Consider the following 26,932-nt stretch of genomic DNA (forward strand, 5'->3'; position numbering starts at 1 on the left):
TTAGAGTATTAGTGCTAATATCACTTGCATACTATTTAGGCATAATATTGATTTTTTATAAATGGTTTAATCATCTACATTGCTTCATTCCAAACGATTCATAAATTAGCCTATGTATACATAAATCGTTAAAATGAGGGAATAGAAGTAAAAAGCTCAGCACTTTATTTAGCTATGTTTATAGATATGAATGGAGATCGTTTTCTTCAAACAATAAAGCTGAGGTTAGAGCATGCTTATATCTTTACGCTCACCTCAGCTCATTAACTTATTTTACTAAATAAAAATTAAACGATATGATGTCTTCATTTTCTATCATGTAATGGTCTAGTTTAATTCAAAAACAGTAACAATCTTATCGACAATTTGTGCAGATTTTACAAGTTTCATTTGACCTCCCGAAGAAGTTAAAACATTACTTTTAATAATGTTTTTAGCTTGAACTTCAATAATTTCTTTTGTGATTGAAGCGGCCAAATTGGGGATGGTTAATTTAAATGGTTTTTGATTTTCATTTTCAAATATAATTTCTAAAGCTTTTGTATTCATAGTAAGTCCTCCTAATTAGTTAATTAAATCTGTTTTTACAACTTCAACAGCATCAAACTGTTCGCCAGTAATCATTTCAATTGCTTTGGCAAATTGAAGTAATTCCTCATTAGATGCATTCGTGTTCAAACGATTAAAACGGCGAGATACTTTGGTTGCTTTACCTTCTTGAGTGAGTGTTGTGTGTGTCAGAATGAGAGATAAATTTTTTGTTGTCATAGTTCTGACCTCCTTTCACTATATATATCGAAATAGATCTTAAAAAAGGACACTTTTATTAAAAAAATTTGAAAAATCAATGATGTTATAATGGTATAACGATATGACATAGTTTATATGGCTCTAGTGTTGGCTTACATTTCATAAAAAAAGAGGAGGTGCATCCTACATGCTTATCGGATTGTTTATTTTATTAATTGTTATTATGTTGTTTTTAATGATAACGATGAAAATGGGGGCTCAAAAATTAGCAAGTTGGGTTGCATTAGCCGCTCCTATTATTTCTACGATTGTTTTTGTTTTATATATTCCAGACGTATTAAAAGGAGATTATCATGTTGAAAAATTAAAGTGGCTTTCTACTTTTGATATTCATTTGATATTTAGATTAGATGGTTTGAGTTTACTATTTGGTCTATTAATTTCTTTCATTGGAATTGCTGTTTTTTACTATGCAACACGTTACTTATCTTATGAAAAAGATAATGTCCCACGTTTTTTTACCTATTTAGTTTTATTTATGATGAGTATGTTAGGAATTGTGTTATCTAACAACACAATTGTACTGTACATATTCTGGGAACTTACAAGTGTGTCATCATTTTTATTAATTAGTTATTGGTATGATCAAAAAGACAGCCAAGATGGCGCGGTAACTTCCTTTATGATTACAGTATTTGGCGGTTTAGCTATGTTAGTTGGTTTCCTAATGTTATATGTAGTAACGGGAACAAATACAATTACTGCTCAAATTGCGCAAGTAGATAAAATTGTTGAAAGTCCACTATTTGTGCCAATTGTAGTGATGTTATTGCTTGGTGCCTTAACCAAATCAGCACAATGGCCATTCCATTTTTGGTTGCCTAAAGCAATGGCGGCACCAACTCCGGTTAGTGCATATTTACATTCAGCGACAATGGTTAAAGCAGGTATTTTCTTATTACTTCGATATACACCAATACTTGGTTACAGTGATACCTATACATATGTCGTTACAGGTATCGGGTTATTGACGATGTTATACGGAGCTATCACAGCCATTCGCCAATATGATATTAAAGCCATTTTAGCTTATTCTACTATCAGTCAACTTGGAATGATTATGACTATGGTAGGTATTGGTGGCGGTATTGTGAAAGCCGATAACGCCGCTATGGTTGAAATGTATGCTTATATTTTATTTGCCGGTATGTTTCATGTGGTAAACCATGCGCTGTTTAAAGGGGCCCTGTTTATGGGAGCAGGTGTCATTGATCATGAAGCTGGCACGAGGGATATTCGTCATTTAGGTGGTCTGAAGAAGTATTTACCAATTACTATGGTTGTTATGACTGTGGCAAGCTTATCCATGGCGGGTTTTCCATTTTTAAATGGATTTATTAGTAAAGAAATGTTTTTTGAAGGTTTATTGCACAGTCATGAATTATCAGCATTCAATCCTATAATGATGGTGATTATGGTAGCAATAGGGTGGATTGCTAGTCTATTTACATTTATTTATGGCTTACACATTATTAAAGAGACATTTTTAGGAAAAGCACCTAAACAGTTTAATATCCATGAACCTAAACGTTTCATTGCGCCCTCTATTATAATGGCACTATGTTTACCGCTGATATTTATCGTACCGCAATGGATAGGTCATTATATTGTTCAACCTGCCTTTAATAATGTGGTCGCATCTTCAGCGTTAGCATCTTCAGCGCCAGAATTAGAAAGATGGAGTGGTATTAACTTACCATTCTTAATGAGTATAGCGATTATTATTTTAGGTGCTCTTGGTGTTTTCGGAATCAATTGGATGCGTTTTAAAGCATCATCTGAAAATTGGGCCTTTCATAATATCCTTGAAAAAGGATTCCGTCACTTAGAATCTACATCTAGTTATGGCTTAATTACATTAATGAATAATAGATTGAATTATTACATTATTACTACATTAGCTATTTATTTTATTATTCAAGTTTATGGTGTCATTAGTTCAGGTCTTCCTGAATTATTTAAAATTGATGTATATGAATATCATACATTCCATATTATTTTATTACTTATCGTTATCATTATTGGTACAGCACTTATATTCATACGCCAACGTTTAACGATGGTTATTTTAACAAGTGCGATCGGATATACGGTTGTTTTATTCTTCATTTTAATGCGTGCACCTGACTTAGCGTTAACCCAATTAGTGATTGAAACCATTACAACCGTACTCTTTATCGTTAGTTTTTCAAGGTTACCGAATATTCCTAGAGGTCGGTTTAACTTGAAGACGGAATCTATCAAAATTTTAGTATCTCTAGTGACAGCACTCACAGTGGTTAGTATTTTATTCATTATTCAACAAACAAATAGCCTTGAAGCCATTTCTGTATATTACAATGATGCCTATGAAAAATCTGGAGGTAAAAATATTGTCAATGCCATTTTAGGTGATTTCCGTGCGTTGGATACGTTATTAGAAAGTGTAGTTCTTATTATTGCCGGACTCGGTATTTACACATTATTAAACTATAGAGATAGGAGAGGTCAAGATGAAAGAGAGTGATTTAGTACTTAAAACAGTCACACGTATTGTTGTGTTTATAATTTTAACATTTGGAATCTATCTCTTTTTTGCAGGTCATGATAATCCAGGTGGCGGCTTCATAGCTGGTCTCATCATTAGTTCTGCCTTCATTTTGTTATTTTTAGCTTTTGACGTTGTTCAAGTATTAGAGACGCTGCCTATTGATTTTAGAAAGTTAATGATCATTGGCGCTCTTATCTCAATTACAACAGCTATCTTTCCAGTCTTTAAAGGAAAGTCGATATTGTATCAATGGGAATGGACAGTATATATTCCTTATTTTGATGAAATCTCAATCTCCTCAATTACTATATTTGAAGCGGGAATTATGATCACAGTCGTCGGTGTTTTAGTGACGACAATCTTATCACTTAGTGGTGGTCGCTCATGAACATTATTTTATTAATTGCTATAGGATTTTTAGTATTTATTGGAACGTATATGGTCCTATCGAAAAATTTAATCCGTATCATTATCGGTATTGCTATGTATACGCACGCTGGTAATTTGATAGTGATGAGTATGGGAAATTATGCGTCATACAAACAAGAACCGCTTATTAATAGTGGACAAGCAGACTATGTTGATCCATTATTACAAGCGATTGTGTTAACGGCTATCGTCATTGGATTTGCGATTACAGCATTTTTACTTGTATTAATTTATCGAACATTTAAAGTAACGAAAGAAGATGAAATCGATGTGTTAAGAAGGGAGGATCAAGATGAATGAGAACTTATTAATTGTCCCGTTATTGTTACCATTAATTGGTGCATTATTGATGGTTATTTTTAATAGAAAGGTACGTATATCTCGCTATATTACGTTTGCGATTTTTACGATTTCATTTGTCGTCTCTCTATTATTATTGATCAATGTCACTTACCATCAACAACCTATTGTCCTTAATTTTGGTGGATGGGAAGCACCATTTGGTATTCAATTTGTAGGGGATACGCTCAGTTTATTACTTGTTACAATGACATGCTTGGTTGTGTTTTTAATTGTCTTATTCGGTTTCGGCCGAGGGGAAAAACGAGCAAGTCGTTATTACCTATTATCTTTCATCCTTTTCTTAACAACAGGTGTAATTGGTTCTTTTTTAACAGCAGATATATTCAATCTGTATGTTATGTTTGAGATTATGTTATTAGCTTCCTTCGTGCTCGTCACATTAGGACAATCCGTTGAACAGTTACGTGCAAGTATCATTTATGTGGTACTGAATATTATTGGCTCATGGTTTTTACTTGTAGGTATTGCGTTGTTATATCGTCGTGTAGGTAGTTTGAACTTTACACATGTCGCTTTACGTATTAGTGAAATGGAAGATACTTCAGCGCTGAATATTATTGCAATGTTATTTATTGTCGCTTTTGGTGCTAAATCTGCGTTAGTTCTATATATGTGGCTACCTAAAGCGTATGCTGTATTAAATACAGAATTAGCTGCGTTATTTGCCGCTTTAATGACCAAAGTAGGAGCTTATGCACTGATTCGCTTTTTCACGCTCATCTTTAACCGTAGTAGTGAGTCGATAGAAATTTTACTTGTTGTAATGGCTTGTATCACGATGGGCATCGGTGCAATCGGTACATTGGCATATCATGATATTAAGAAGGTTGCCGCCTATCAGGTTATCTTATCGATTGGCTTTGTTGTTTTAGGGTTAAGTACAAATACATTTCACGGTGTAAACGGTGCAATTTTTTATCTCTTTAACGATATTCTGTTGAAAGCCTTATTGTTCTGTATTATCGGTGTCATGGTCTACATAACAGGCTATCGTCAATATAAAAAGCTAAGAGGATTAGCGCAAAAAGAACCTTGGTTAGGTGTTGCTTTCATCATCGTTATTTTAGCCATTGGCGGCGTTCCACCATTGAGTGGTTTTCCTGGGAAATTAATGATCTTTCTAGGTGCAATTGAACATCAACATTACGTTGGTTTATTCATAATGGTGATTACAAGTTTAATCGGAATGTACAGCTTATTCCGTATCTTCTTTTACATGTATGCTGGTAGTGAACAAAAAGGTGAAGCTGTGATGTACAAACCGGTTAAACCAATACGTAAAAAGATTATAATGGTCATGACAGCACTTGTTGTAGCAATCGGTTTAGCAGCGCCCGTGATTGAAAAAGTTACAACGATTGCAACAACAACGAATATGGACATTGATACGTACAGCGAACAAGTGAACCCCGAATTAAGAGGTGATCAAACATGAGACAGATTGCGTTGAATATTATGATTGCTTTATTGTGGGTTCTGTTTCAAGACCAAGAAGCCTTTTATTTTAATACCTTTGTAGCGGGTTACATTATAGGTTTAGTAATTATATATTTACTACATAAATTTTTTAATCAAGAGTTCTATCCTAAAAAGATATGGGTCTCTATTAAATTTTTAGCCACGTATTTATATCAATTACTGACGTCTACATTCTCAATAATGAATTATGTCTTGTTCAAAGCCTCTAAAATGAATCCAGGGCTAGTGCGGTATGAAACAGAATTAAATTCTGATTGGCAAGTGACGTTTTTAACAATACTGATCATTATAACGCCTGGGTCAACCGTGATTCACGTTAATAGAGATCCTAATTTATTTTTAATTCACTCTATTGATGTGACGGAAAAAGAGAAAAAACAATTACTTAAAAGTATTAAACAGTATGAGCGATTAATTGAGGAGGTGTCCAAATGATGATAACAATCACGTACATGTTGCTTTCTGCTTCAATAGTAATTTTTGCTATTTCAGTGGTTATTGTGTTGTTTCGCCTCATCCAAGGACCAACTACGGCTGATCGCGTTGTAGCATTTGATGCCATTAGTGCTATTTTAATGTCTACAGTAGGGGTATTAAGTTTAATATTTGAAACAGTATCCTTCTTAGATTCTGTATTACTTATCGCGATTATCTCATTTTTAAGTTCTGTAACGATATCTCGCTTTATCGAAGGAGGTCGTGTATTCAATGGAAAAGATTAATGAGATAGTAATGTTAATCGCGGCGATTATGGTATTTATAGGGAGTATTATTGCATTGGTCAGCGCCATTGGCCTCGTGCGATTTAAAGATATCTTCTTACGTATTCATGCTGCAACCAAATCTTCAACAGCAGCAGTGTTATTAACATTAGTAGGTGTCTTCATTTATTTCATCGCTTTACAAGGTTACGTGAGTGTCCGGACACTCCTCGCTTTAGTATTTATTAACATCACCGCTCCAGTAGGCGGTCACTTAATATCACGAGCAGCCTATCGAACTGGGATATATATGTATCAAAAACGCCAAGCCAAAGACAGCACAGACTTAAACCAATCATCACTCGACGAAGAAACTAAACGACGCATCCGCATCGACAAACGAATCAAACGAAGAAAAAAAGTCTATTCGAGGTTAGATCAGGATTAAAACAAAGTTACGAACACTTCGAACAAAGTGAGTTAGTGTTCGTTATGCATGCGAGCGAAAGTGAGCAGGCGAACCATGATAACTTCGAACATAGTGAGATTAGTGCACGTTATGCATGCGAGCGAAAGTGAGCAGGCGAACCTTTAATTGCTTTGAGAAAATTATAAAAATATATTGAAAAGCCTTAGGAATGTGAGATAACTTGGAGGGTAAAATCTCACCAATCCTAAGACTTATTTTTAAACTATTTTAACGAGTTGATTACAATGGAGGATGTTATTTCATACTACCGTGAATGGTATTAATATTGGATTTCATCATATTATAATAAGAATCGCCATCACTCCCTTTTTGACCAATTGAGTCTGTATACACTTTGCCATAAATTGAAACACCTGTTTCTTCAGATAAACTTTTCATGCTTTTATTATTAACACTTGTTTCTAACAATAAGTTTTTAAGATGATGTTGATGGACATAATCTATGGCTTGTTTCATTTGTTCAGGTGTACCTTGGTTTTCAGTATTGATTTCCCAAATGTAACCAGGCGTAACATCATATTGTTGAGCAAAATATTTAAACGCCCCTTCACTTGTCATCATGTGTCGTTTTGACTTAGGAATATCGTTAAAAAGGTCTTTACTCTTATTATTAAGTGTTTCTAGTTGCTTTAAATAAGTCTTCGTATTTTTTTGATACATTTTTTTATGGTCAGCGTCTACACGTTGAATACCTTCAGATATTGTTTTAACATAACGCAATCCATTATCTAAACTTAACCAAGCGTGAGGATCTATGTTCTCAGGTGTTTTTTGACTATGTTTTAAATAAATAGGTGACACATCCTCAGAAGCTTGAATAACATTAGCATCATCTATTGACTTACCAGCTTGTTTTAACGCTTTGTTAAACCAACCATTACCCGTTTCTAAATTGAAGCCATTATAAATGATTACATCGGCATCTGTAAGGGCTTGAACATCTTTGGGTTTAATCTCATATTCATGTGGGTCCTGTCCGATGGGAACAATACTATGTATCTTTGCTTCATCACCTGTCACATTTTTAGCCATATCATATAAGATTGAGTTTGTTGTTACAATTTTGAGTTGATCTTTAGGTGGATTATCTTCTTTTATATTACATGCTGACAATAATAGCATTATTGCGCATATCATTATAAAACGTTTCATCATGAAGTTTTGAATGCTCCTTTATAAAAATAATTTTTAATTAATGTAAATCCTAATGTTAGTGCATAAAGTAGTGATGCGATTAAAACGATGACAGCACCACTAGGTAAGTTGTACTGAAAACTAATATAAATACCGAGTGTTGAGCTGATGATACTAAATAAGCAAGAAATCAGTATCATGGTTGATAGTCTATGCGCAATTAAATAGGCTGTTGATGCAGGTGTAATTAATAGCGCTACAACTAAAATGACGCCAACTGTTTGTACGCTTGCGACAATGACAAAAGCGAGTAATAACATCACAAAATAGTGCAGTACCGTGACATTAAGACCACTCATACGACTAAAAACAGAATCAAGTGTCGATATCATTAAAGGACGATAAAAAATAAAAACTAAGCTAATAACAATGACACTGACAATCAAGGTCGTTATAAACGACTCATATGTAATCGCTAAAATGTTACCAAATAAAAGGTGATATAAATCCGTAGCGGAATGAATTAAGCTAATTAATACAATCCCTAATGCCAAAAAAGTCGTAAAAGTAATCCCAATCGCAGCATCTTTTTTGGTTTTTGAAACATCCGTAATGTAGCCGATTGAGTATGCTGCTTAACATGCCTGTAAATAATGCTCCGATAAATAGCGGAATGTTAAACATGAACGATAAAGCAACACCAGGCAATACAGCGTGACTCATCGCGTCTCCCATTAACGAGAGCCCTCTTAAAATGATAAAGCATCCCATTATGCCACATACCACACCTACCAATAATGCAGTGAGTAACGCGCGAGATAAGAACTGATACTCAAATAGATGTTGAATGAACGTCATGTATAGCGCCTCCTCTGTTAGATACTCTATTTGTTTCGTGTGGTGTCTTAAGAAATGTGGACTCAATCATTTCAGGACGCAAAGCCGTCTCACTATCACCAAAAAATTGAACGGACTGATTAAGTAAAATGATGCGATCAAAATAGTGTTGCGCTGATGATAGGTCGTGATGTACGACGATGATTAATTTACCTTGAGCTTTAAGTTGTTTGAGTTGTTCAAAGATAATCGCTTCACTTTTAAAGTCGATTCCTACGAAAGGTTCATCCAATAAATAGACAAGGCTATCTGACATTAAAGCGTGAGCAATTAAGACACGCTGCAGTTGACCGCCACTTAACGCGTTAAGTTGTCTTTTCCTTAAATGATCTAACCCTAATTGTTTTAAAGTTTGTAGACATTGTGATTTGAGAGAAGATGGGACGCGTTTAAACCATCCTAAATTTTGATAACATCCCGAAAGCACTACATTTTCAACATTAATCGGAAAATTTAAATCTAATTCTGATTTTTGCGGGATATACGTTATTTGTTTTAAAGCATTTTGACTATGTGTTTGATTCAATAAAATGCGTCCTTTAAATGGGAGTTCACCAATGATGGATTTAATGAGCGAGGATTTTCCACTACCATTAGGTCCCATCACGCCAATCATTTCACCTTGGATTGGAATCGTTAAAGAAATATCGTTAAGAATACGATGATTACCTATCGTTAAATTGACATTTTCCAGTTCTAATGATGACATATTAACACCACCTTTCTAAAAGTTTAGGTTAACCTAATTAAAATATATTATAAAGGTAAAATTATCATTGTCAAGTAACTTCGTGATACAATAAGATGAATATATAGTAGGGGTGAACTTATGCTAACTGAAGAGAAAGAGGATTATTTAAAAGCGATATTGAGCCATAATGGTGTTGAAAATTATGTTTCAAATAAGACCATATCTCAATTTTTAAATATCAAACCACCATCTGTTAGTGAAATGTTAAATCGTTTAGAAAAAGAGGGATATGTTAATACAAAGCCATATAAAGGCGTTAAGTTAACTCAAAAAGGATTAACACATACTTTAGATGTCATCAAACGTCATCGCTTGCTCGAATTATTTTTAATAGAAATACTGAATTATACTTGGGAAGAAGTTCATGAAGAAGCAGAAGTGTTGGAACATAGAGTATCACAACGATTTATAGAGCGATTAGATCAATTATTACAACACCCTAAAACGTGTCCGCATGGTGGCGTTATTCCACGTGACAATCAATTTGAAGAAATCTATCAAACGGCATTGCTTGATTTTGAAGTGGGAGACCGTGTAGCGATTCGACGAGTGAAGGATCACGCTGAGTTATTGGTATATTTGTCCAATCAATCTATTCAAATAGGCGAAGAGGTTACAATTACTAAACGAGATGATATTAATCGCATTATCGAAGTGGATAATGATCAACATGTCGTCGTATTAAGTTATCAAAATGCATCTTATATCTACGGAGAATTAATCAGTCGTCAATAGAACAAATGAAAACCTTCAAAATGGCTTGGATGTCATTTTGAAGGTTTTTAGCTAGAACTATTTTAAAATAAAAGATTGAATAAAATAAAATGCGACAAAAAGATTGATGACAACCCATAAACATGAAAAAACCATCACTGGCAGGTTAGTGAGATGACGTAAAGTCGTTCCGTCCCAAGTAGGTGAGGGTTTAGTAAATGTTAATTTAATAATTGTGAGGGTGGATTGTATGATTTCACCGAGTAAGGTCCCGACCATAAAATGATACACAATCATGTAAATGTATGAGTAATTGCTAAAATTTGTAGATTGTATACCTAAGTAGCTAATCAAAGCTAAAAATATAATAATACTGATGGGTACTAATTTTCGAGATGTTTTAAATGTAAAGTATAAAAAGATAATGATATAAAGTAGGATGAAGAAAACACCTTGACCCTTACTTTGTAAAAATAAGCCGAAACTAAACATAATGGGTGGCATGAGATATCCGCCAACTGTAGTAAGTATTTGGCTCATTTTAGATTTACTTTGCGTAATGGCATAACCCTGTTGCCCCGTTTCGTTCCTCTCTCGTCGAGTTGCGACGACCACTAAATCTAATGTACGACCGCCACTTAAACGATTAAATAACACATGGCCAAATTCATGCGTTAATACTGGAATATAATTTAAACCAATATCCAATAAAGAAAACAGAGAATGACGTTGATAGTAATGATGTGCTATTAAATAAACAATTGTAAAAAATAGCAATAACAGTGTAGAGATAGGAAGGGGAGAGGTTAACCAATGAGATGTAAGCATAATATGCACCTTTCTGTAAAAATCTAAACATAGTATAACGTAGTTGTATTGCCTTACACTATGGACTTTAGTCTTAATTAACTTTAGCAAAATATGTGACATTATTTTGAATGAAAATTTATCCAACTTTAGACCTAAATATATGCAAAATTACTTGAATGTAATTATAATTATGTTAAAGTTACATAAATATAATGTAAAAATAATGTAAACGATGCTAATATCAATATTTGCAATTATTAGTGACGTGACCTTAATGGATAAGGAACTGTTTAAATGCTAAAGAGATAAAGATATTGGCATTTAAAGTGAAGATTGAAGGTGAGACTATGGCAAAAGTAATGCCTAGTTTGAATCAAGGCTATACACTAACAAATGAAAAACCAATCAATATAGAAGATCAATTTGTATTAATGAAGGATAGAAAGCCGGTCAATGTGTTAAACGTAATGTTTGATAACGTGACTTTAAATGAAATGCATCAAAATGTGACGCGTTATTTAAACACGGATACCACACATAACTTGTTTGTAGTAACCGCAAATCCAGAGATTGTACATTATGCGTATGAAAATCCGCTTTATCAAAATATGATTAATCAGGCGGACTATATTATTCCTGATGGTACGGGTATCGTTAAAGCATCCCGTTGGCTCGGTAAACCATTGCAAGAGCGTTTACCTGGTATTGAATTGATGGAATCATGCTTAGAAATCGCGAATGTTAAATCGAAAAAAGTATTTTTATTAGGATCCACCACGCCTATCGTGGAAAAAGCGGCACGTACAATCAAACAAACTTATCCAAATATTGAAATTGAGACACATCACGGCTTTATTGAAATGAATGATGCGACATTGAGTAAGCAAATTCGTCAATTTAATCCGGATTTTATTTTTGTTGGCATGGGTTATCCTAAACAAGAACAATGGATACATCACCATCGTCACCATTTTACGCATACAATGATGATGGGCGTTGGTGGTTCAATTGATGTTTTTAGTGGTGAAGTGAAACGGGCGCCTTATCTTTTTAGAGCATTAAATTTAGAGTGGGCTTATCGTTGCATTAAAAATATGAAACGTATCCATCGTATGAAACGTATCCCTAAATTTTTATGGGAAGTATATAAACAAAAAACACGTACGTCGTAGCTTTAATAAGTGGTTTAACTTTTTAAACATAAACATACCCCCATTTTACACATGTGTTAAAATGGGGGCTTTTATTATACCAATAGGGAAGGAAAACCTTAAATTATTTAATTTCAAAACGATTTTCGTCTAATTGATTACGAAATGCTTTTTGTTCTTTTGTAGATTTCTTTTTAAAATCTTTTAAGAAACGTTCATATTGTGGTAAAACGTCTTCTACAGAACCAAATGATTTTAATTGGCCGGCTTCAATCCAAGCAATTTTTGTACAAAATTCTCGCACTTGTTTTAAGTTATGGCTGACAAAAAAGATCGTCTTATTGGCTTCTTTAAATTCATAGATTTTTTTCAAACTTTTTTGGGTGAATGTTTGGTCACCTACAGATAAAGCTTCGTCAATCACAAGGATATCAGGATCAATCGTGACACTGATTGAAAATCCTAATTTTGAACGCATCCCACTTGAATACTTTTTGACGGGTTGATAAATAAACTCACCAAGTTCACTAAATTCAACGATTTGAGGCGTTAAGGCTTTAATTTGGTGTTTATTAAATCCCATACAAAGCATTTTAAATTCGATATTTTCCATGCCCGTGAGATTACCATTTAGTCCAGCATTGATAGCAATCACACTGACATCGCCTTTACGTTCAATGTGGCCATGAGTCGGGGATAAAGAGCCGCCGATCATATTGCTGAGGGTTGACTTTCCAGAACCATTAATGCCAACTAGCCCTATAACGTCTCCTTCGTAAGCGTTCAATGAGACATCTTTTAAAGCGTAAAACGTTTTGTTTTTATGTTTAGGCCAAAATGTGTCTTTAATACGTTCCTTATTATTTCGATAAATACGATATTCTTTAGTAACTTGATTAATAGTAACTGTTGGATTCATATAAATATTCCTCTTATTTAAAGTTATATATCAATTTTTTAATGATTTTTCTTTCATCATCTATACATATAGATTATAATATATTATTATGAAGTTGTTAAATTTGTAAATTTTGTGTAAAGGGCATGAGTATGATTTCGTGCTATTTTGATAGAATATCACATTTATGCATTTTTAACATTTTTAATGATTATTAACTTTATGTTTTGAGATGTTTTCCTTTTTAGAATATGAGATGATAGTGTTAGCGTCAAACTAAATGATAGTATGACGATTAATCATTTTCGTCTTACGTGTGAAAGCGTGGTAAGTATGAACTCAGTAATCACTGTATTAAAAGAACATTTTAAAGGTTTTTATTTAATTCAAAGATTAGCACAATTCCAACTTAAAATTACGAATCACAACAATTATCTTGGATTAGCTTGGGAGTTAATTAATCCGATTATTCAAATCATGGTTTACTGGTTTGTTTTTGGATTTGGTATACGAAGCAATGATCCTGTTGATGGCATACCATTTATTTATTGGTTGCTTGTAGGGATAAGCATGTGGTTCTTTATCAACCAAGGTATATTGGAAGGTACAAAGTCGATTACAATGAAGTATGGTCAAGTGGCGAAAATGAATTTTCCGCTTTCAATTATTCCGACGTACATTGTAACGAGTAAGCTTTACGGGCACCTTGCTTTAGTGCTTGCGATTGTAATTTTATGTGCGCTTTTTGGTATTACACCAACTATATATATAGTTCAATTAGCTTTATATATTCCATTTGCCTATTTGTTTACAGTCTCTGTGACTTTACTAACATCAACTTTGGGAGTGTTGATTAGAGATACGCAAATGGCGATGCAAGCTTTATTAAGGGTTCTTTTCTACATGTCACCTATTTTATGGGCACCATCAAGTGGGTCACTTGCAGAAAAGATATTAATGTTCAATCCGATTTATTTTATCGCTGAAAGTTATCGTGCCGCGATACTTTATCAAGAGTGGTACTTTATCGAACATTGGGAATTGACATTATATAATGTCGTTGTAGTTATTTTATTTTTTGTAATTGGATCGATGTTGCATATGCGCTACAGAGATCACTTTGCAGATTTTATGTAAATAAACACATGAGGTTGAGACAAAAGTGTTGGGGGACAGTGTTGAACAGATACATATGAAGATAAGAGTCGAGAAGGTAAAGTATATATTATCTTTAAACTCATTATTTGTTCAATGGGGTCCTGCTGTGGACAAAACTCATTATAGAGCGCCATCTATGGTAGCTCTCTATAATAGTGAATACCAGAGCACCCGTACTTTATGTTTCAACCTCTTTTTTTGCTAATAAACAGAAAGGGGATAATACAATGTTGCGTTCTGTTATCAAAGCGATATATATTGAAATGACTACATGGATAAATGTTTTATTTCAAAAAAGACGCGTTGATGCTAATCATATCGTCGCATTAATGACATTTAAGGAAGATATCTTACCACTCGTTTATAAATTAAGTAAACAAGGATACCGCGTGACAGTTTTTGCGGACCCTAAAGATTTTTCGTTTTTAGAAAATAGAGAGAATATTTCGTATCATGCGTTGTCAAATTACACATTAATTCAGCAAATTGGTGCACTGTCGACGGCTAAAGTTATTTTAATTGATACGTATTATTTAATGATGGCCGGATTTGAAAAAAAGAGAAACCAAACCGTCATTCAAACATGGCATGCAGCGGGCGCATTAAAAAAGTTTGGTTTAGAAGATCATGCAGTGGATTTAACGCAGCCACGTGTGGTTAATCAATATAAAAAGGTGTATCAAGCTACAGATAAGTATTTAGTAGGCGGGGAAAATATGGCAACGTGTTTTAAACGTGCATTTGAAGCTAAATATGATCAATTGTTATGTTTCGGAAATCCACGTTTAACGACTTATTTAAAATTAGATTTAGAAGCTCATAAAGCTAAAATGAAACGGGAATTAGGCGTTGATAATAAAATAGCAGTTTATTTGCCGACTTATCGTGAGGATGGGCAAGATAATCGCATTCTCGATAAAGAAGCATTTGAAGCAGCAGTACCTGGTTATACACTGTTAAGTAAGTATCATCCAGCAGTCTCAGCAGCGAGCCAAAATGTGCAAATGTGTACATTAGATTTATTAATAGCTGCAGACCTTATTATTACGGATTATAGTTCTCTTGCGATAGAGGCTAGTTTAATCGATACACCTGCACTATTTTATGTGTATGATGAAGCGGATTATGATAAAATCCGTGGTTTAAATCAATATTATTATCAAGAAATACCAGCAGATTATAAGGTATATGATGAACAAGCTTTACATCAACGTGTTAAAAAAGGCGATTTTCAACCTTTATTTAAACATTGGCATCAATATAATACTGCCGAAAGTTTAAACCAAGTAGTCAATTACGTTGATAAAATTGTCCGTATTTAATCTGTTAATTAGATATTAGTATATATTTCTAATTAATCATGTTATAATTCTAAAAAAATAAAGATATTATTAATAATGTTAAGGAGGTGTAAAGATGAAACGTGTCATTACATATGGAACGTATGATCTTTTACACTATGGGCACATCGAATTATTACGACGTGCACGTGAAATGGGAGACTATTTAGTAGTTGCGTTATCAAGCGATGAATTTAATCGTATTAAAAATAAGAAATCTTATTATGACTTTGAACAACGTAAAATGATGCTTGAATCAATTCGTTATGTCGATTTAGTCATTCCAGAAAATGATTGGAATCAAAAAGAACATGATGTTGAAACCTTCGATATTGATGTTTTTGTCATGGGTCATGACTGGGAAGGCGAGTTCGACTTCTTAAAAGATAAATGCGAGGTTGTTTACTTAAAACGTACAGAAGGTATTTCTACAACTCAAATCAAGAAAGAACTTTACGGTAATAGTGCTCGCTAAATATTAAAACGAGTAAAAGAGTAAGATAGCATGTCTTACTCTTTTTTAATGCGCTTTTGTAGAACTTTGAATGTACCATGAATCAAAAGGTGTTATAATTATCATAGCGAAGAATACGGAAATAGACGTTTTATTACACTTTAGAGAAGCATTCTTAGTAAAGTGTACGATGGATATATTAATCACTTTTATGCAGAGGTTAGACTGCGGTCAAACTGTCTTCAGTCTTCCCGAGGGTCTAAAATAATACTTCTATATATCGATAGTAACTAATAAATGAGGTATCAAAATATGAAAACACATAATCCATTATTCTTTCTTTTAAAGAAAATTTCTTGGCCAATAAAGCTCATTATTGTTGCGGTGATCATCGCTTCTTTAGGGAGTCTTAGTGGTTTATTAGTCCCATTATTTACTGGCCGAATGGTAGATAAATTTACATTGGATTCTATTGATCCCACTTTTATTGTGATATTAATTATTGTGTTTTTATTTAATGCAGTATTAGGTGGCATAGGATATTACTTGCTTAACAAAATAGGTGAAAAGATGATATATGCCATTCGCTCCGTATTATGGAGACATATCATTCATTTAAAAATGCCTTTTTTCGATCAAAATGAAAGTGGTCAATTAATGAGTCGTTTAACTGATGATACAAAAGTGATTAACGATTTCATCTCTCAAAAATTACCTAACTTCTTTCCATCGCTCATCACGTTAATTGGGTCATTAATCATGTTATTTATTCTAGATTGGCAAATGACTTTATTAACTTTTATCACCATTCCTATTTTTGCACTTGTGATGATTCCAATAGGTAAACTCATGCAAAAAATATCATCCAATACTCAATCTGAAATAGCGAATTTTAGTGGTCTATTAGGTCGTGTTTTAACAGAAATGCGATTAGTGAAAGTGTCTAATACAGAAAAGTTAGAGCTGGAAAAGGCACATTATAATTTATCGGAAATCTATCGATTAGGATTAAAACAAGCAAAAATTGCGGCGATTGTTCAGCCTATCTCAGGGATTATCATGCTGATAACAATTGGTATGATTTTAGGTTTTGGTGGCTTACGTATTGCTTCTGGTGCGATTTCAGCCGGTACGCTTGTGGCGATGATTTTTTATGTACTTAATTTATCGATGCCGTTAATCAATTTATCGACGTTAGTGACAGACTACAAAAAAGCCGTTGGAGCTAGCAGTCGTATTGATGAAATCTTACAAGAACCATTAGAAGAGATTCCAACACCTACATACCGTGAAACGATTTCAAATGGTGATTTAGTATTTAACCACGTTGATTTTAGTTATGATGTTAAACCAATCTTAAAAGACGTTTCATTTAATATCACACGTGGAGAAGTGACGGCTTTTGTTGGGCCATCAGGTTCAGGAAAAAGTACGATTTTCAGTTTGATTGAGCGAATGTATGATGTGAATCGCGGAGATATTACGTATAATGGTCAATCGATATATGAGCTATCATTAACAGATTGGCGACGTAAAATCGGTTATGTCATGCAAAATAATGCGATGATGAATGGAACGATTCGCGATAACATTCTGTACGGTATTGATCGAGAGGTATCAGACGAGGAATTAATACATTATGCTAAATTAGCTAATTGCCACGAATTTATTATGGCATTTGAGCAAGGGTATGACACCATCGTTGGTGAACGAGGTCTAAAATTATCTGGAGGACAACGACAACGTATTGATATTGCGCGCAGTTTTGTGAAAAATCCTGATGTCTTATTATTAGATGAAGCTACTGCCAACCTAGATAGTGAAAGTGAATATAAAATACAAGAAGCTTTAAGTACATTAATGGAAAACCGTACCACGATTGTCATTGCACATCGTTTATCAACGATTAAAAAAGCAGGTCAAATCATCTTTTTAGATCAAGGAGAAGTCACAGGTAAAGGACAACACGAGGTATTAATGAGGGAACACGAAAAGTATCAACAGTTTGTTAAAACTCAAAACTTGACGCAACAATAATTTAAAAACCGTTTCGCATCGTCAGTCGATGATGTGAAACGGTTTTCTTTATTGAAGATGTTTAGGTAATGTATTCGTTGGACAAGACTGATTTGACTGACAAGCACTACATTTACCTTGTTTTGATTTACGAATGTAACGTTTAATGACTACAAAGGAGTAGCCAGCAATTAAAGCGATTAATAATAAGTTAACCAAAAGTGTCATTTCAAGACCTCCTAGACAAATAGTGAGCCGATTTGATAAACCAAAAATGAGATAAGATAAGCGATACCAATAGGATAAGTCATTGCTAAAATCGTCCATTTCCACGATAATGTCTCTTTACGTATAGCCGCCACAGTGGCAAGACATGGTATATACAACAAAATAAATGTCATAAAGGCATACGCTGATAGGGCTGAAAATTGAGAAGAAATCATCGTCACTAAAGCATCATCATTAACTGAATAGATAATAGCCATCGCACTTACGACAACCTCTTTCGCTAAAAATCCTGGTATAAGTGTAGCCCCTGCTTGCCATGTACCAAAGCCAAGTGGTGCCAATATCGGTGCAATAAAAGCGCCAATCATGTGTAGAAAACTTTCTTCAATCGGTACATCAAATCCTTTAGGTCCAGCATAGTTAAGTAACCATATAATGACGGATCCTGCAAAAATGAAAGTGCCCGCTTTTTTAACAAATCCCTTACTCTTTTCCCACGTACTTCTCCATAATGTTTTTAAAGAAGGTAAACGATAGGGCGGTAATTCAATGACAAAAATTGAGGTATCTTTTTTTAATAATGTCTTTGAAAGTACCCAACTTACAATCAGTGCCACGATGATGCCGATAATATATAAACTCAAAACGATCAGTGCTTGATGTTTTGAAAAGAAAATACTAACAAATAGGGCGTAAACGGTTAAACGCGCCGAACAAGACATAAAAGGTGCGATTAAAATGGTTGTTAGCCGCTCCTTATTCTCTTCTATACTGCGTGCAGCCATGATGCCCGGGACATTACATCCAAATCCAATAATCATTGGAATAAAGGATTTACCATTTAAACCGAAGTATTCCATGATACGATCCATGATGACGGCAATTCTCGCCATATAGCCTGAATCTTCAAGTAATGAAATAAAGAAAAATAAGACTAGAATTTGCGGCACAAATACAATGACGCCTCCTACACCTGCAATAATCCCGTCTGTGACTAAGTCTTGTAAAGTTGGATAAATACCAATTTGGTCCATCAGTTGTTTAACAAAGTCAGTGAAAGGACCTCCAATAAAAGCGTCTAATTGATCTGAGAGCGGGGTCCCGACCCATGTAAATGTAATTTGAAAAATAAGCCACATGATACCTAAGAAAATCGGAATACCTAATACTTTATGCGTTAGTACATGATCAATGCGTTCTGTTAAAAATTGACGTTCTTGATCAGGGTAAGTGACAGCTTTCTGCAAAATAGTTTCAATATAATTAGAGCGACATTTTATAATATGACGTTCAATATCTATATCGTTTTCTGCTAAAAAGGTTGCTTTGATTTGATTCAATTGGTGAAGGGTTTCTTGATTTAAATAATCGATGACTGGAGGGTTATCGAGCAAATATTGAATGGCAAGAAAACAATAGTGTTTTTTATCTAAACTTAACGTCTCAGGGAGTATTGATTCGATATGGTTAATGAATGCTTCTAAACGCTCGCCGTAATTAATTTTTAGTGGGCTTCGTGTTGAAATATTACGATCAGTTAAAGCATTAAGCACGTCATCGCTTCCTTTACCCGTACGTGCAATAACGGGAATAATAGGGACACGAAGTTGACGCATCAGTGTTTGATGATCGATTGAAATACCACGGTGATGCGCGACATCGATCATATTTAAACCGATGAGTAATGGTGCACCGTATTCTAAAAGTTGAATCGTTAAGTTTAAGTTTCGTTTAATTTGAGCAGCATCGATAATGTTAATCATGCCGTCAAAATGATCATTTAATAGGTACTCAGTGACGACTGTTTCATCCTTTGAAATAGGGACTAAATCATAAATGCCGGGAAGGTCAATCAATTGTCCGGCATTATGTTTAAGTTGACCTACTTTCTTTTCAACGGTAACGCCACTCCAGTTACCGACATATTCATATGATCCAGTTAAAGCATTAAATAATGATGTTTTTCCTACGTTAGGATTGCCTAACAAACAAAATGCATTAGTCATAAGTACGCTCCAAATGGATATCGCATGCATCACAGTTTCTAATACAAATGTGTTGACCGTTGATATTGATTGTACAAGGCCCTTTGAATAAGCCTTTTTGATGTATAGAAAGATGCCCGCCTTCATGACATCCTAATGCTCTTAAGCGTTGTTTTAAATAATAATTTGCTGTATTTAGTGCGACGATACGGTAAGTGACACCAAGATCTGCATTCGCAATATTAATCATACATTCACCCACTTTTACAAACGTTAATGATAATCATTTTCAATTATTATCATACTGCCAATTTGTGTTTTAGACAATAGGCAATTTCAATAAATGAGTAAATTTTTTATAGAAGGTTACAATTTGAGGTTGGGACAAAAGCGTTCAGGATTTGAGCAGAAGCGAACGAAGTAAAGAACGACTTCGTTGAGTTAGTCGTTCTTACAAATGTGTCAAAGCACATTTGATCATTTACAATACGTCAAATTTTGGCGAATCGTGAACTTTCTGCCGAAAATCCTGCTTTTGGGACACCGTTAATCGGTTTCCCAGAGCATTAATGCTTTATGTCCCAGCCCCTTTTAAAGTGATTAAAGTGTCACAAATTCATCCAAATTAAATAGAAAAAAAGTTATTCTCACTGAAGAAGGGTCATGGTATACTTGGTTTGAAATATGAATGAAGATAAGAGGGAGAATGTATGTATTTATTAATCAACATCATTGGGTTACTGGTATTTTTAGGTATTGCGTTTCTTTTTTCTCGTAATCGTAAGGATATCCAGTGGGGATCAATTGGTATCCTAGTTGTATTAAACTTGTTATTAGCTTGGTTTTTTGTGTATTTTCCAGCAGGTACAAATATCGTTAAACTTGCTGCAGATGGTATTTCCTGGGTTATCGATGCTGCTTTTGAAGGTATCGGTTTCGCATTTGAAAGTTGGACAACTTCAGAACAATTAGATATGGCTGTGCAAGCGCTATTTCCAATTTTATTAGTCGTACCATTATTTGATATTTTAATGTATTTACGTGTGTTACCTTGGATTATGCGTGGTATTGGTTGGGTACTCGCAAAGATTACACGCCAACCAAAATTTGAAGCTTTCTTTGGTATTGAAATGATGTTTTTAGGTAATACTGAAGCATTAGCGGTGTCTAGTGAACAACTTAAACGTATCAATGACGCGCGTGTATTAACCATTGCGATGATGGCGATGAGTTCTGTTTCTGGTGCCATTGTGGGAGCGTATGTCACTATGATTCCGGGTGAATTAGTGTTAACAGCGATTCCGTTAAATATTATTAATGCGATGATTGTGTCATCTATTTTAAATCCAGTTAAACTTGATGATGAGGAAGACGTGATTTTCGACTTACGTTCAAGCGAAACACGTCAACCGTTCTTCTCTTTTTTAGGAGACTCTGTATTAAATGCTGGTAAATTAGTACTGATTATTATAGCTTTTGTTATTAGTTTTGTAGCCTTAGCAGAACTAGCTGATCGACTCATTAACCTTATTACTGGTGGTATTGGTAATGTGATTGGCGTCGATGGTAGTTTCGGTCTTGACCAAATTTTAGGTGTTGTGATGTGGCCATTCGCATTGTTACTTGGTCTTCCGCTTGATGAAGCTTGGTTAATTGCACAACAAATGGCTAAAAAAATTGTTACAAATGAATTTGTGGTTATGGGTGAAATTACTGGAGAAATTAACAATTATGAGCCGCACAGACGTGCAATTATCTCTACATTTTTAATTTCTTTTGCTAACTTCTCAACAATTGGTATGATTATTGGTACATTAAAAGGAATTGTTCAAGAAAAAACGTCAGATTTTGTGTCTAAATATGTACCAATGATGTTACTAGCTGGTATATTAGTATCATTACTTACTGCAGGCTTTGTTGGTTTATTTGCATGGTAAGATTAAAGTCAAAGTGATTAAACATAACTAGGTTTTAGCTATCGACATACTATTTAATGGTATCGATACACTAAGGCCTAGTTTTTATTTTGAGTCGGTATATATGGTCTGAAATATTATGTGACAATAGGGGTACGATTTATTTCAAAATTGTGATAATATGACAAATGATATATTTCGAAACTATAACTCATGAAGAAAGGGTTGATTTGGTGAAAAGAACAATACGAGATTTATTATTAGTTGTTTTCGGATCTTTTGTATTTTCTGCTGGTGTCAATGCATTTATCATTGCAGGAGATTTAGGGGAAGGCGGCGTAACTGGTCTGTCTATCATCCTTTATTATGCTTTCCAAATTTCACCAGCGCTTACAAACTTAGTGGTCAATGTCGTTTTAATTGCCATTGGATATAAATTTTTGAGTAAGCGAAGTATGTATTTAACAATAGTAGCAACCATACTCATCTCTGTATTCTTGAGTTTAACAGAAACATGGCATGTCGAAACTAATAACGTGATAATTAATGCCATTTTTGGTGGTTTTAGTGTAGGACTAGGTATTGGTGTCATTGTATTAGCAGGGGGTACGACAGCTGGAACAACTATTTTAGCCCGTATTGCAAATAAATATTTAGATGTAAGTACACCATACGCGTTATTGTTTTTTGACTTAATTATCGTTTTATCTTCATTAACAGTCATTCCTTTAGATCGTGTACTAGTGACAATTATTAGTTTATATATAGGTACAAAAGTAATGGACTTCGTTATTGAAGGTTTAAACCCTAAAAAAGCCGTAACGATTATTTCTAAAGAACCAGACCGTATCGCTAAAATGATAGATGAAGATATTGGTCGTGGTGTAACGATATTAAATGGACGTGGATATTTTACTAAACGAGAGACAGATGTATTGTATGCGGTCATTAGTAAGACACAAGTATCAAGAACGAAGCGGTTAATACGTAAAATTGATGAAAATGCATTTGTAGTAGTACATGATGTTCGTGATGTCTACGGTAACGGCTTCTTAGTAGAAGATTAATATTAGTACTTAAAAGGTGACATTGAGGCGTTAGAAAATGTTTCAATGTCACCTTATTTGTATGTAAGGTCTTTAAATAAGTATGGGGAGATAGAAATATAGCTTAAAAGATGATATAATACGAAAAAGCATGATAATGATTCTCAATTATAAATAAAGTGAAAATATAGATACGAAATATTAACGAAGTGATTAGGGAGAAGAAAGAAGGATGACGATGAGTAGATTAACAGGTAAAGAAGTGACAATTGGATATGGTGATCATATTATAGTCGACAAACTAGATGTGGCGATTCCTGATGGTCAAATCACGTCAATTATAGGGCCAAACGGCTGTGGTAAATCAACTTTACTTAAAGCACTATCGAGATTATTAAATACTAAAAAAGGTGAAGTGTGTTTAGATGGTAAAAATATCCACACACAATCAACTAAAGAAGTTGCTAAAAAAATTGCGATTTTACCACAATCTCCAGATGTGACTGATGGGCTTACAGTAGGGGAGTTAGTGTCTTATGGTCGTTTTCCGCATCAAAAAGGGTTTGGCCGTTTAAGCGATAAAGATAAAGAAGAAATCGATTGGGCTATGCGCGTGACAGGTACTATTGATTTTAAATATCGTGAAGTTAATGATTTAAGTGGTGGTCAACGTCAACGTGTTTGGATTGCTATGGCGTTAGCACAAAAAACAGATATTATCTTTTTAGACGAACCGACAACTTATTTAGATATTTCTCATCAACTTGAAATTTTAGAGCTTGTGCAGCAGCTTAATGAAGAACATGGTACAACGATTGTAATGGTCTTACATGATATTAACCAGGCGATTCGTTTTTCTGATCATTTGATTACAATGAAGAATGGTAACATCATTAAACAAGGTGAAACACAAGACGTGTTAACAAATGAGATTTTAGAAGAAGTGTTTAATATTGATGCAGAGTTAAGTACTGATCCGCGCACAGGGAAACCGATGTTAATCACTTACAATTTATTATGTAAGCACTATGAAAAATTGTAATTTAAACCAATAAGTGCTAGTGGTTTTTCAAGGTGATTCGAAAAGACTCAAAAGGAGAAGTGGTAATCGACTTTTAAAGTATGAGCGCTTTGTCTTCTTTTGAGTAATGCTTTCTCCTTTTATCTTTTTAGGCAATAATGAGCCTCTGAATAAATTGTCATAAGTGGCTCATATATAAATGTTTTTATATTTTTATTATTAGAGCAAAATATGTGATATTATGATAAAATGATTTTATCGAATAAGGTGGCATGCGGATAGGAGGAGTAGCAATGCAAGATTTAATCCAAAAACATGTTTTGAACGGTGAGTTTGATGCAGTGAAAAAATTAATGTCCGCTACTGATTTTTTAGACTTTGAAGAAGCATATATTTCGAGTGCCTATGAAGAAGAAAGTGTGCTGTATTACACATGTTTATTAGATATGATAAAAGAAGAAGAAACACCTGAAATTCATGACTTAGCGTTTTTATTATTAGTATATCCGTTAAGTGAGGTGTCAGGTGCTTTAGATGCAGCGTATTATCACGCCCAATCTTCAGTTAAATTAACGGAAGGTAAAGTCGTTAAAAGTTTATTACAAATGTTATTATTACATGCTTTACCTACGCCTGTGATTTCAGATAAGAAAGCATTTGATGTGGCCAAGCAAATATTAAAGTTAGACCCATCTAATAAGGTGGCACGTAATGTTGTAAAAGATACTGCAAAACGCATGGATCAAGTGGTTGTTGATTTCGATCAAATTAGTGAATTTAAAGATGTAAATTAATAAGGTTTAAAAGTCTTTATAACTGAAGGCAAATAAGGTAAACTCAGTAATCTAGGTTAAATAGAGGTTACTCAGTTTACCTTTTTTGGTGTTTAAGCTATTATTTATATATTTTATATCATAAATGTTTAGACACATGTTTTAGTAGGGCGCTAAAGTTTAACGAAACTAAATAATACATAGAAAAAGGAGTGAAACATCGTGGCTACCACACAAAAACACATTAAAATGGTGATGACGGTCTTTCTAATTGGCGCATTTTTTATGATTTTAAATGAAACATTGTTAAATATTGCGCTACAAGAATTAATGCAGTATTTCCAAATTTCAAGAGTTACTGTGCAATGGATGGCGAGTGGATTTATGATGGTCATGGGCATTGTATCGCCTTTATCTGCCTTAGTTATTCAATGGTTTACAACGAGACGGTTATTTTTAAGTTTAGTCGTTATATTTGTAATGGGGTCATTAATTGCTGGTTTTGCCTTTAGCTTTCCAATGTTACTCGCAGGTCGTATGGTTCAAGCGGTAGGTGTCGGGTTAATGATCCCTTTAATTATGAATACCATGCTATTTTTATTTGATGAACGTGTGCGAGGCAAAGTAATGGGTATTTTCGGCCTCATCATTATGTTCGCCCCTGCATTAGGCCCGACATTATCAGGTTTCATTGTTGACTTGTTAGGATGGCGTTGGTTGTTCTTTATCGTTGTACCATTTATGATTTTTACTTTCGTATTTGCAGCGCTATTCTTAAAAAATGTGGGTGAGGTAACGAGACCTCGCATCGACGTATTATCAATTGTTTTTTCAACGATTGGTATTACATTACTGATTTACAGTATTTCAAGTATTAGTTCGCAAGAAGGTGTTGAAATTACACCAACGTTAATTATTTTATTAATTATTGGTATCATCAGTAGTTATTTATTTGTTAAACGTCAATTCAAGTTAGAAGAACCTATTTTAGATTTCCGGGTATTTGCGTATCGAAATTATCGCCGCGGTATGATGATTTTTGTCATAGTGATGATGGGCATGTTTGCCTCAGAAATTGTGATGCCAATGTATTTACAAGGTCCGATGGGTTTCTCGGCTAAAATTGCGGGTATGATACTATTACCAGGTGCCTTGTTAAATGGATTTTTATCACCGTTTATGGGTAGCCTATTCGACAAGTTTGGTCCGCGTAAGCTGGTTATTCCAGGATTATGTTTATTGTTAGTTGTAGCGTTATTTTATACAACCATTCATCCAGGACTTCCTGTTAGTATATTCGTGATTGCCTACATTTTATTAATGGTGGGCATTGCCGCGATTATGATGCCAGCAAGTACGAATGGACTCAATGCTTTACCTCAACAAAAATACCCTCATGGTACTGCGATATTTAATATGCTTCAACCTATTGCTGGATCAATTGGTATTGCAATATTCATAGCCATTGTGACCAGTGTTCAAAATCATTATCTATCTAATGCAGGAGCAACATTGGATGAAGCATTAACATACGGCATGCATGCTGCTTATATATTTGCGAGCGTCCTTATTTTGTTCGGAATTATTATAGCTTTTACGTTAACAACAGCTTCAAAAGAAAATGCCGAAAATTAGAAGTATAGTATCATTTATTACGCTAAAAAAATCTTTTTCACTATTTTGGTAGATATTTTCTATTAATTTTTCAATTATTATAAATAAAGCAATTAAAAGCTAATATTTATACAAAAGATAGCGCTTTAAACGTATTATCATACATTTTTAAGCATAATTAATATATATAAAATTGTAACTTGTTGACGGAAAATCCTGTCATA

At 34.1% G+C, this 26,932-nt stretch carries 27 protein-coding genes and 1 pseudogene; 18 read left to right on the forward strand and 10 right to left on the reverse strand.

Annotated features, from left to right (window positions below; genetic code table 11):
* Nucleotides 1–327: 327 nt before the first annotated feature.
* Entirely contained in the window at nt 328–549 is a 222-nt protein-coding gene (locus tag ACEE93_RS00985) for a DUF2922 domain-containing protein (protein ID WP_449155394.1), read from the reverse strand.
* A 15-nt stretch (nt 550–564) separates the two neighbouring features.
* Complete coding sequence (gene sroA, locus ACEE93_RS00990) at nt 565–768, reverse strand: sigS mRNA-stabilizing protein SroA (RefSeq protein ID WP_449155395.1); 204 nt, start codon at nt 766–768, stop codon at nt 565–567.
* Between the two features lie 169 nt (nt 769–937).
* Here sroA and ACEE93_RS00995 point away from each other — a divergent pair, with 169 nt between their 5' ends.
* From ACEE93_RS00995 to ACEE93_RS01025, 7 genes are read left to right on the forward strand one after another with little or no spacing between them, the layout of a single operon-like run.
* A complete protein-coding gene (locus ACEE93_RS00995; RefSeq protein WP_449156336.1) occupies nt 938–3,316 on the forward strand; it encodes a DUF4040 family protein in 2,379 nt (792 codons plus the stop codon).
* Nucleotides 3,303–3,728 (forward strand): monovalent cation/H+ antiporter subunit B, encoded by a 426-nt coding sequence (locus ACEE93_RS01000; protein ID WP_449155397.1) that lies wholly within the window; start codon nt 3,303–3,305, stop codon nt 3,726–3,728. Before ACEE93_RS00995 ends, ACEE93_RS01000 begins: the two co-directional genes overlap by 14 nt.
* Nucleotides 3,725–4,069: a Na+/H+ antiporter Mnh2 subunit C gene (gene mnhC2, locus ACEE93_RS01005; RefSeq protein ID WP_449155398.1), complete on the forward strand. Its 345-nt coding sequence runs from the start codon at nt 3,725–3,727 to the stop codon at nt 4,067–4,069. Before ACEE93_RS01000 ends, mnhC2 begins: the two co-directional genes overlap by 4 nt.
* Nucleotides 4,062–5,567 carry a Na+/H+ antiporter subunit D gene (locus tag ACEE93_RS01010; RefSeq protein WP_449155399.1) on the forward strand — a complete coding sequence of 502 codons (1,506 nt, stop codon included), beginning with the start codon at nt 4,062–4,064 and terminating at the stop codon, nt 5,565–5,567. The genes mnhC2 and ACEE93_RS01010 overlap by 8 nt, the downstream gene beginning before the upstream one ends.
* Entirely contained in the window at nt 5,564–6,046 is a 483-nt protein-coding gene (locus ACEE93_RS01015; protein WP_449155400.1) for a Na+/H+ antiporter subunit E, read from the forward strand. Before ACEE93_RS01010 ends, ACEE93_RS01015 begins: the two co-directional genes overlap by 4 nt.
* Nucleotides 6,043–6,333, forward strand: coding sequence for a monovalent cation/H+ antiporter complex subunit F (locus ACEE93_RS01020; RefSeq protein WP_449155401.1), 291 nt, complete (start codon nt 6,043–6,045; stop codon nt 6,331–6,333). Before ACEE93_RS01015 ends, ACEE93_RS01020 begins: the two co-directional genes overlap by 4 nt.
* Entirely contained in the window at nt 6,320–6,760 is a 441-nt protein-coding gene (locus tag ACEE93_RS01025) for a Na+/H+ antiporter subunit G (protein ID WP_449156337.1), read from the forward strand. Before ACEE93_RS01020 ends, ACEE93_RS01025 begins: the two co-directional genes overlap by 14 nt.
* 276 nt (nt 6,761–7,036) lie before the next feature.
* Here ACEE93_RS01025 and mntC read toward each other — a convergent pair whose 3' ends face one another.
* From mntC to ACEE93_RS01040, 3 genes and pseudogenes are all read right to left on the reverse strand, one after another.
* The gene (gene mntC / locus ACEE93_RS01030) at nt 7,037–7,954 is read right to left on the reverse strand and encodes a manganese ABC transporter substrate-binding lipoprotein MntC (protein WP_449155503.1); all 918 of its coding nucleotides are present in this window, start codon (nt 7,952–7,954) and stop codon (nt 7,037–7,039) included.
* A pseudogene (locus ACEE93_RS01035) lies at nt 7,954–8,794 on the reverse strand (metal ABC transporter permease). The gene mntC and the pseudogene ACEE93_RS01035 overlap by 1 nt, the downstream one beginning before the upstream one ends.
* Nucleotides 8,769–9,542 carry a metal ABC transporter ATP-binding protein gene (locus ACEE93_RS01040; RefSeq protein WP_449155404.1) on the reverse strand — a complete coding sequence of 258 codons (774 nt, stop codon included), beginning with the start codon at nt 9,540–9,542 and terminating at the stop codon, nt 8,769–8,771. The pseudogene ACEE93_RS01035 and the gene ACEE93_RS01040 overlap by 26 nt, the downstream one beginning before the upstream one ends.
* Nucleotides 9,543–9,662: 120 nt before the next feature.
* Here ACEE93_RS01040 and ACEE93_RS01045 point away from each other — a divergent pair, with 120 nt between their 5' ends.
* A complete protein-coding gene (locus ACEE93_RS01045) occupies nt 9,663–10,319 on the forward strand; it encodes a metal-dependent transcriptional regulator (RefSeq protein WP_449155405.1) in 657 nt (218 codons plus the stop codon).
* 57 nt (nt 10,320–10,376) lie between these two features.
* On the opposite strand, the gene ACEE93_RS01050 is transcribed toward ACEE93_RS01045, so the two are convergent.
* Nucleotides 10,377–11,126, reverse strand: coding sequence for a M50 family metallopeptidase (locus ACEE93_RS01050; RefSeq protein ID WP_449155406.1), 750 nt, complete (start codon nt 11,124–11,126; stop codon nt 10,377–10,379).
* 413 nt (nt 11,127–11,539) lie between these two features.
* On the opposite strand from ACEE93_RS01050, the gene tarA reads away from it, so the two are divergent.
* On the forward strand, nt 11,540–12,280 hold the full coding sequence (tarA, locus tag ACEE93_RS01055) for an N-acetylglucosaminyldiphosphoundecaprenol N-acetyl-beta-D-mannosaminyltransferase TarA (protein ID WP_449155504.1): 741 nt from the start codon (nt 11,540–11,542) through the stop codon (nt 12,278–12,280).
* A gap of 103 nt (nt 12,281–12,383) precedes the next feature.
* On the opposite strand, the gene tagH is transcribed toward tarA, so the two are convergent.
* Complete coding sequence (gene tagH, locus ACEE93_RS01060) at nt 12,384–13,178, reverse strand: teichoic acids export ABC transporter ATP-binding subunit TagH (RefSeq protein WP_449155407.1); 795 nt, start codon at nt 13,176–13,178, stop codon at nt 12,384–12,386.
* A gap of 312 nt (nt 13,179–13,490) precedes the next feature.
* Here tagH and ACEE93_RS01065 point away from each other — a divergent pair, with 312 nt between their 5' ends.
* The 4 genes from ACEE93_RS01065 to ACEE93_RS01080 all read left to right on the forward strand — a co-directional run bounded on the left by ACEE93_RS01065 (nt 13,491) and on the right by ACEE93_RS01080 (nt 18,146).
* The gene (locus ACEE93_RS01065) at nt 13,491–14,294 is read left to right on the forward strand and encodes an ABC transporter permease (protein ID WP_449155408.1); all 804 of its coding nucleotides are present in this window, start codon (nt 13,491–13,493) and stop codon (nt 14,292–14,294) included.
* Nucleotides 14,295–14,542: 248 nt separating this feature from the next.
* Nucleotides 14,543–15,637, forward strand: a complete 1,095-nt coding sequence (tarB, locus tag ACEE93_RS01070) for a teichoic acid glycerol-phosphate primase TarB (RefSeq protein WP_449155409.1) — start codon at nt 14,543–14,545, stop codon at nt 15,635–15,637.
* Between the two features lie 94 nt (nt 15,638–15,731).
* Complete coding sequence (tagD, locus tag ACEE93_RS01075; protein ID WP_449155410.1) at nt 15,732–16,130, forward strand: glycerol-3-phosphate cytidylyltransferase; 399 nt, start codon at nt 15,732–15,734, stop codon at nt 16,128–16,130.
* A 291-nt stretch (nt 16,131–16,421) separates the two neighbouring features.
* On the forward strand, nt 16,422–18,146 hold the full coding sequence (locus ACEE93_RS01080) for an ABC transporter ATP-binding protein (protein ID WP_449156338.1): 1,725 nt from the start codon (nt 16,422–16,424) through the stop codon (nt 18,144–18,146).
* Nucleotides 18,147–18,194: 48 nt separating this feature from the next.
* On the opposite strand, the gene ACEE93_RS01085 is transcribed toward ACEE93_RS01080, so the two are convergent.
* From ACEE93_RS01085 to ACEE93_RS01095, 3 genes are read right to left on the reverse strand one after another with little or no spacing between them, the layout of a single operon-like run.
* Nucleotides 18,195–18,353, reverse strand: a complete 159-nt coding sequence (locus ACEE93_RS01085; protein ID WP_449155412.1) for a FeoB-associated Cys-rich membrane protein — start codon at nt 18,351–18,353, stop codon at nt 18,195–18,197.
* Nucleotides 18,354–18,364: 11 nt separating this feature from the next.
* Nucleotides 18,365–20,359: a ferrous iron transport protein B gene (feoB, locus tag ACEE93_RS01090; protein WP_449156339.1), complete on the reverse strand. Its 1,995-nt coding sequence runs from the start codon at nt 20,357–20,359 to the stop codon at nt 18,365–18,367.
* Complete coding sequence (locus tag ACEE93_RS01095) at nt 20,352–20,588, reverse strand: FeoA family protein (protein WP_449155414.1); 237 nt, start codon at nt 20,586–20,588, stop codon at nt 20,352–20,354. Before ACEE93_RS01095 ends, feoB begins: the two co-directional genes overlap by 8 nt.
* Nucleotides 20,589–21,048: 460 nt before the next feature.
* On the opposite strand from ACEE93_RS01095, the gene ACEE93_RS01100 reads away from it, so the two are divergent.
* The 5 genes from ACEE93_RS01100 (at nt 21,049) to ACEE93_RS01120 (ending at nt 26,729) form a co-directional block, all read left to right on the forward strand.
* The gene (locus ACEE93_RS01100) at nt 21,049–22,275 is read left to right on the forward strand and encodes a NupC/NupG family nucleoside CNT transporter (protein ID WP_449155415.1); all 1,227 of its coding nucleotides are present in this window, start codon (nt 21,049–21,051) and stop codon (nt 22,273–22,275) included.
* Nucleotides 22,276–22,442: 167 nt separating this feature from the next.
* Complete coding sequence (locus tag ACEE93_RS01105; protein WP_449155416.1) at nt 22,443–23,321, forward strand: YitT family protein; 879 nt, start codon at nt 22,443–22,445, stop codon at nt 23,319–23,321.
* 217 nt (nt 23,322–23,538) lie between these two features.
* Nucleotides 23,539–24,342 carry an ABC transporter ATP-binding protein gene (locus ACEE93_RS01110; RefSeq protein ID WP_449155417.1) on the forward strand — a complete coding sequence of 268 codons (804 nt, stop codon included), beginning with the start codon at nt 23,539–23,541 and terminating at the stop codon, nt 24,340–24,342.
* A gap of 272 nt (nt 24,343–24,614) precedes the next feature.
* Nucleotides 24,615–25,115 (forward strand): hypothetical protein, encoded by a 501-nt coding sequence (locus tag ACEE93_RS01115; protein ID WP_449155418.1) that lies wholly within the window; start codon nt 24,615–24,617, stop codon nt 25,113–25,115.
* A gap of 228 nt (nt 25,116–25,343) precedes the next feature.
* The gene (locus ACEE93_RS01120) at nt 25,344–26,729 is read left to right on the forward strand and encodes an MDR family MFS transporter (RefSeq protein WP_449155505.1); all 1,386 of its coding nucleotides are present in this window, start codon (nt 25,344–25,346) and stop codon (nt 26,727–26,729) included.
* Nucleotides 26,730–26,932 lie beyond the last annotated feature (203 nt).

The sequence above is a fragment of the Staphylococcus sp. 11262D007BW genome, from assembly GCF_053547815.1.

What these genes read in the sequence shown, in the direction of transcription:
- tagD (WP_449155410.1), top strand. Translation starts at nt 15,732, where the DNA reads ATGAAACGTGTCATTACATATGGAACGTATGATCTTTTACACTATGGG.
- ACEE93_RS01010 (WP_449155399.1), top strand. Translation starts at nt 4,062, where the DNA reads ATGAATGAGAACTTATTAATTGTCCCGTTATTGTTACCATTAATTGGT.
- tarB (WP_449155409.1), top strand. Translation starts at nt 14,543, where the DNA reads ATGTTGCGTTCTGTTATCAAAGCGATATATATTGAAATGACTACATGG.
- ACEE93_RS01085 (WP_449155412.1), bottom strand. Translation starts at nt 18,353, where the DNA reads ATGACACTTTTGGTTAACTTATTATTAATCGCTTTAATTGCTGGCTAC.
- ACEE93_RS01120 (WP_449155505.1), top strand. Translation starts at nt 25,344, where the DNA reads ATGGTGATGACGGTCTTTCTAATTGGCGCATTTTTTATGATTTTAAAT.
- tagH (WP_449155407.1), bottom strand. Translation starts at nt 13,178, where the DNA reads ATGAATCCAACAGTTACTATTAATCAAGTTACTAAAGAATATCGTATT.
- ACEE93_RS01050 (WP_449155406.1), bottom strand. Translation starts at nt 11,126, where the DNA reads ATGCTTACATCTCATTGGTTAACCTCTCCCCTTCCTATCTCTACACTG.
- ACEE93_RS01100 (WP_449155415.1), top strand. Translation starts at nt 21,049, where the DNA reads ATGTATTTATTAATCAACATCATTGGGTTACTGGTATTTTTAGGTATT.
- sroA (WP_449155395.1), bottom strand. Translation starts at nt 768, where the DNA reads ATGACAACAAAAAATTTATCTCTCATTCTGACACACACAACACTCACT.
- ACEE93_RS01000 (WP_449155397.1), top strand. Translation starts at nt 3,303, where the DNA reads ATGAAAGAGAGTGATTTAGTACTTAAAACAGTCACACGTATTGTTGTG.
- ACEE93_RS01020 (WP_449155401.1), top strand. Translation starts at nt 6,043, where the DNA reads ATGATGATAACAATCACGTACATGTTGCTTTCTGCTTCAATAGTAATT.
- ACEE93_RS01015 (WP_449155400.1), top strand. Translation starts at nt 5,564, where the DNA reads ATGAGACAGATTGCGTTGAATATTATGATTGCTTTATTGTGGGTTCTG.
- mnhC2 (WP_449155398.1), top strand. Translation starts at nt 3,725, where the DNA reads ATGAACATTATTTTATTAATTGCTATAGGATTTTTAGTATTTATTGGA.
- ACEE93_RS01095 (WP_449155414.1), bottom strand. Translation starts at nt 20,588, where the DNA reads ATGATTAATATTGCGAATGCAGATCTTGGTGTCACTTACCGTATCGTC.
- ACEE93_RS01025 (WP_449156337.1), top strand. Translation starts at nt 6,320, where the DNA reads ATGGAAAAGATTAATGAGATAGTAATGTTAATCGCGGCGATTATGGTA.
- ACEE93_RS01105 (WP_449155416.1), top strand. Translation starts at nt 22,443, where the DNA reads ATGATATATTTCGAAACTATAACTCATGAAGAAAGGGTTGATTTGGTG.
- ACEE93_RS01040 (WP_449155404.1), bottom strand. Translation starts at nt 9,542, where the DNA reads ATGTCATCATTAGAACTGGAAAATGTCAATTTAACGATAGGTAATCAT.
- ACEE93_RS01045 (WP_449155405.1), top strand. Translation starts at nt 9,663, where the DNA reads ATGCTAACTGAAGAGAAAGAGGATTATTTAAAAGCGATATTGAGCCAT.
- feoB (WP_449156339.1), bottom strand. Translation starts at nt 20,359, where the DNA reads ATGACTAATGCATTTTGTTTGTTAGGCAATCCTAACGTAGGAAAAACA.
- mntC (WP_449155503.1), bottom strand. Translation starts at nt 7,954, where the DNA reads ATGAAACGTTTTATAATGATATGCGCAATAATGCTATTATTGTCAGCA.
- ACEE93_RS00995 (WP_449156336.1), top strand. Translation starts at nt 938, where the DNA reads ATGCTTATCGGATTGTTTATTTTATTAATTGTTATTATGTTGTTTTTA.
- tarA (WP_449155504.1), top strand. Translation starts at nt 11,540, where the DNA reads ATGAAGGATAGAAAGCCGGTCAATGTGTTAAACGTAATGTTTGATAAC.
- ACEE93_RS01110 (WP_449155417.1), top strand. Translation starts at nt 23,539, where the DNA reads ATGAGTAGATTAACAGGTAAAGAAGTGACAATTGGATATGGTGATCAT.
- ACEE93_RS01115 (WP_449155418.1), top strand. Translation starts at nt 24,615, where the DNA reads ATGCAAGATTTAATCCAAAAACATGTTTTGAACGGTGAGTTTGATGCA.
- ACEE93_RS01065 (WP_449155408.1), top strand. Translation starts at nt 13,491, where the DNA reads ATGAACTCAGTAATCACTGTATTAAAAGAACATTTTAAAGGTTTTTAT.
- ACEE93_RS01080 (WP_449156338.1), top strand. Translation starts at nt 16,422, where the DNA reads ATGAAAACACATAATCCATTATTCTTTCTTTTAAAGAAAATTTCTTGG.
- ACEE93_RS00985 (WP_449155394.1), bottom strand. Translation starts at nt 549, where the DNA reads ATGAATACAAAAGCTTTAGAAATTATATTTGAAAATGAAAATCAAAAA.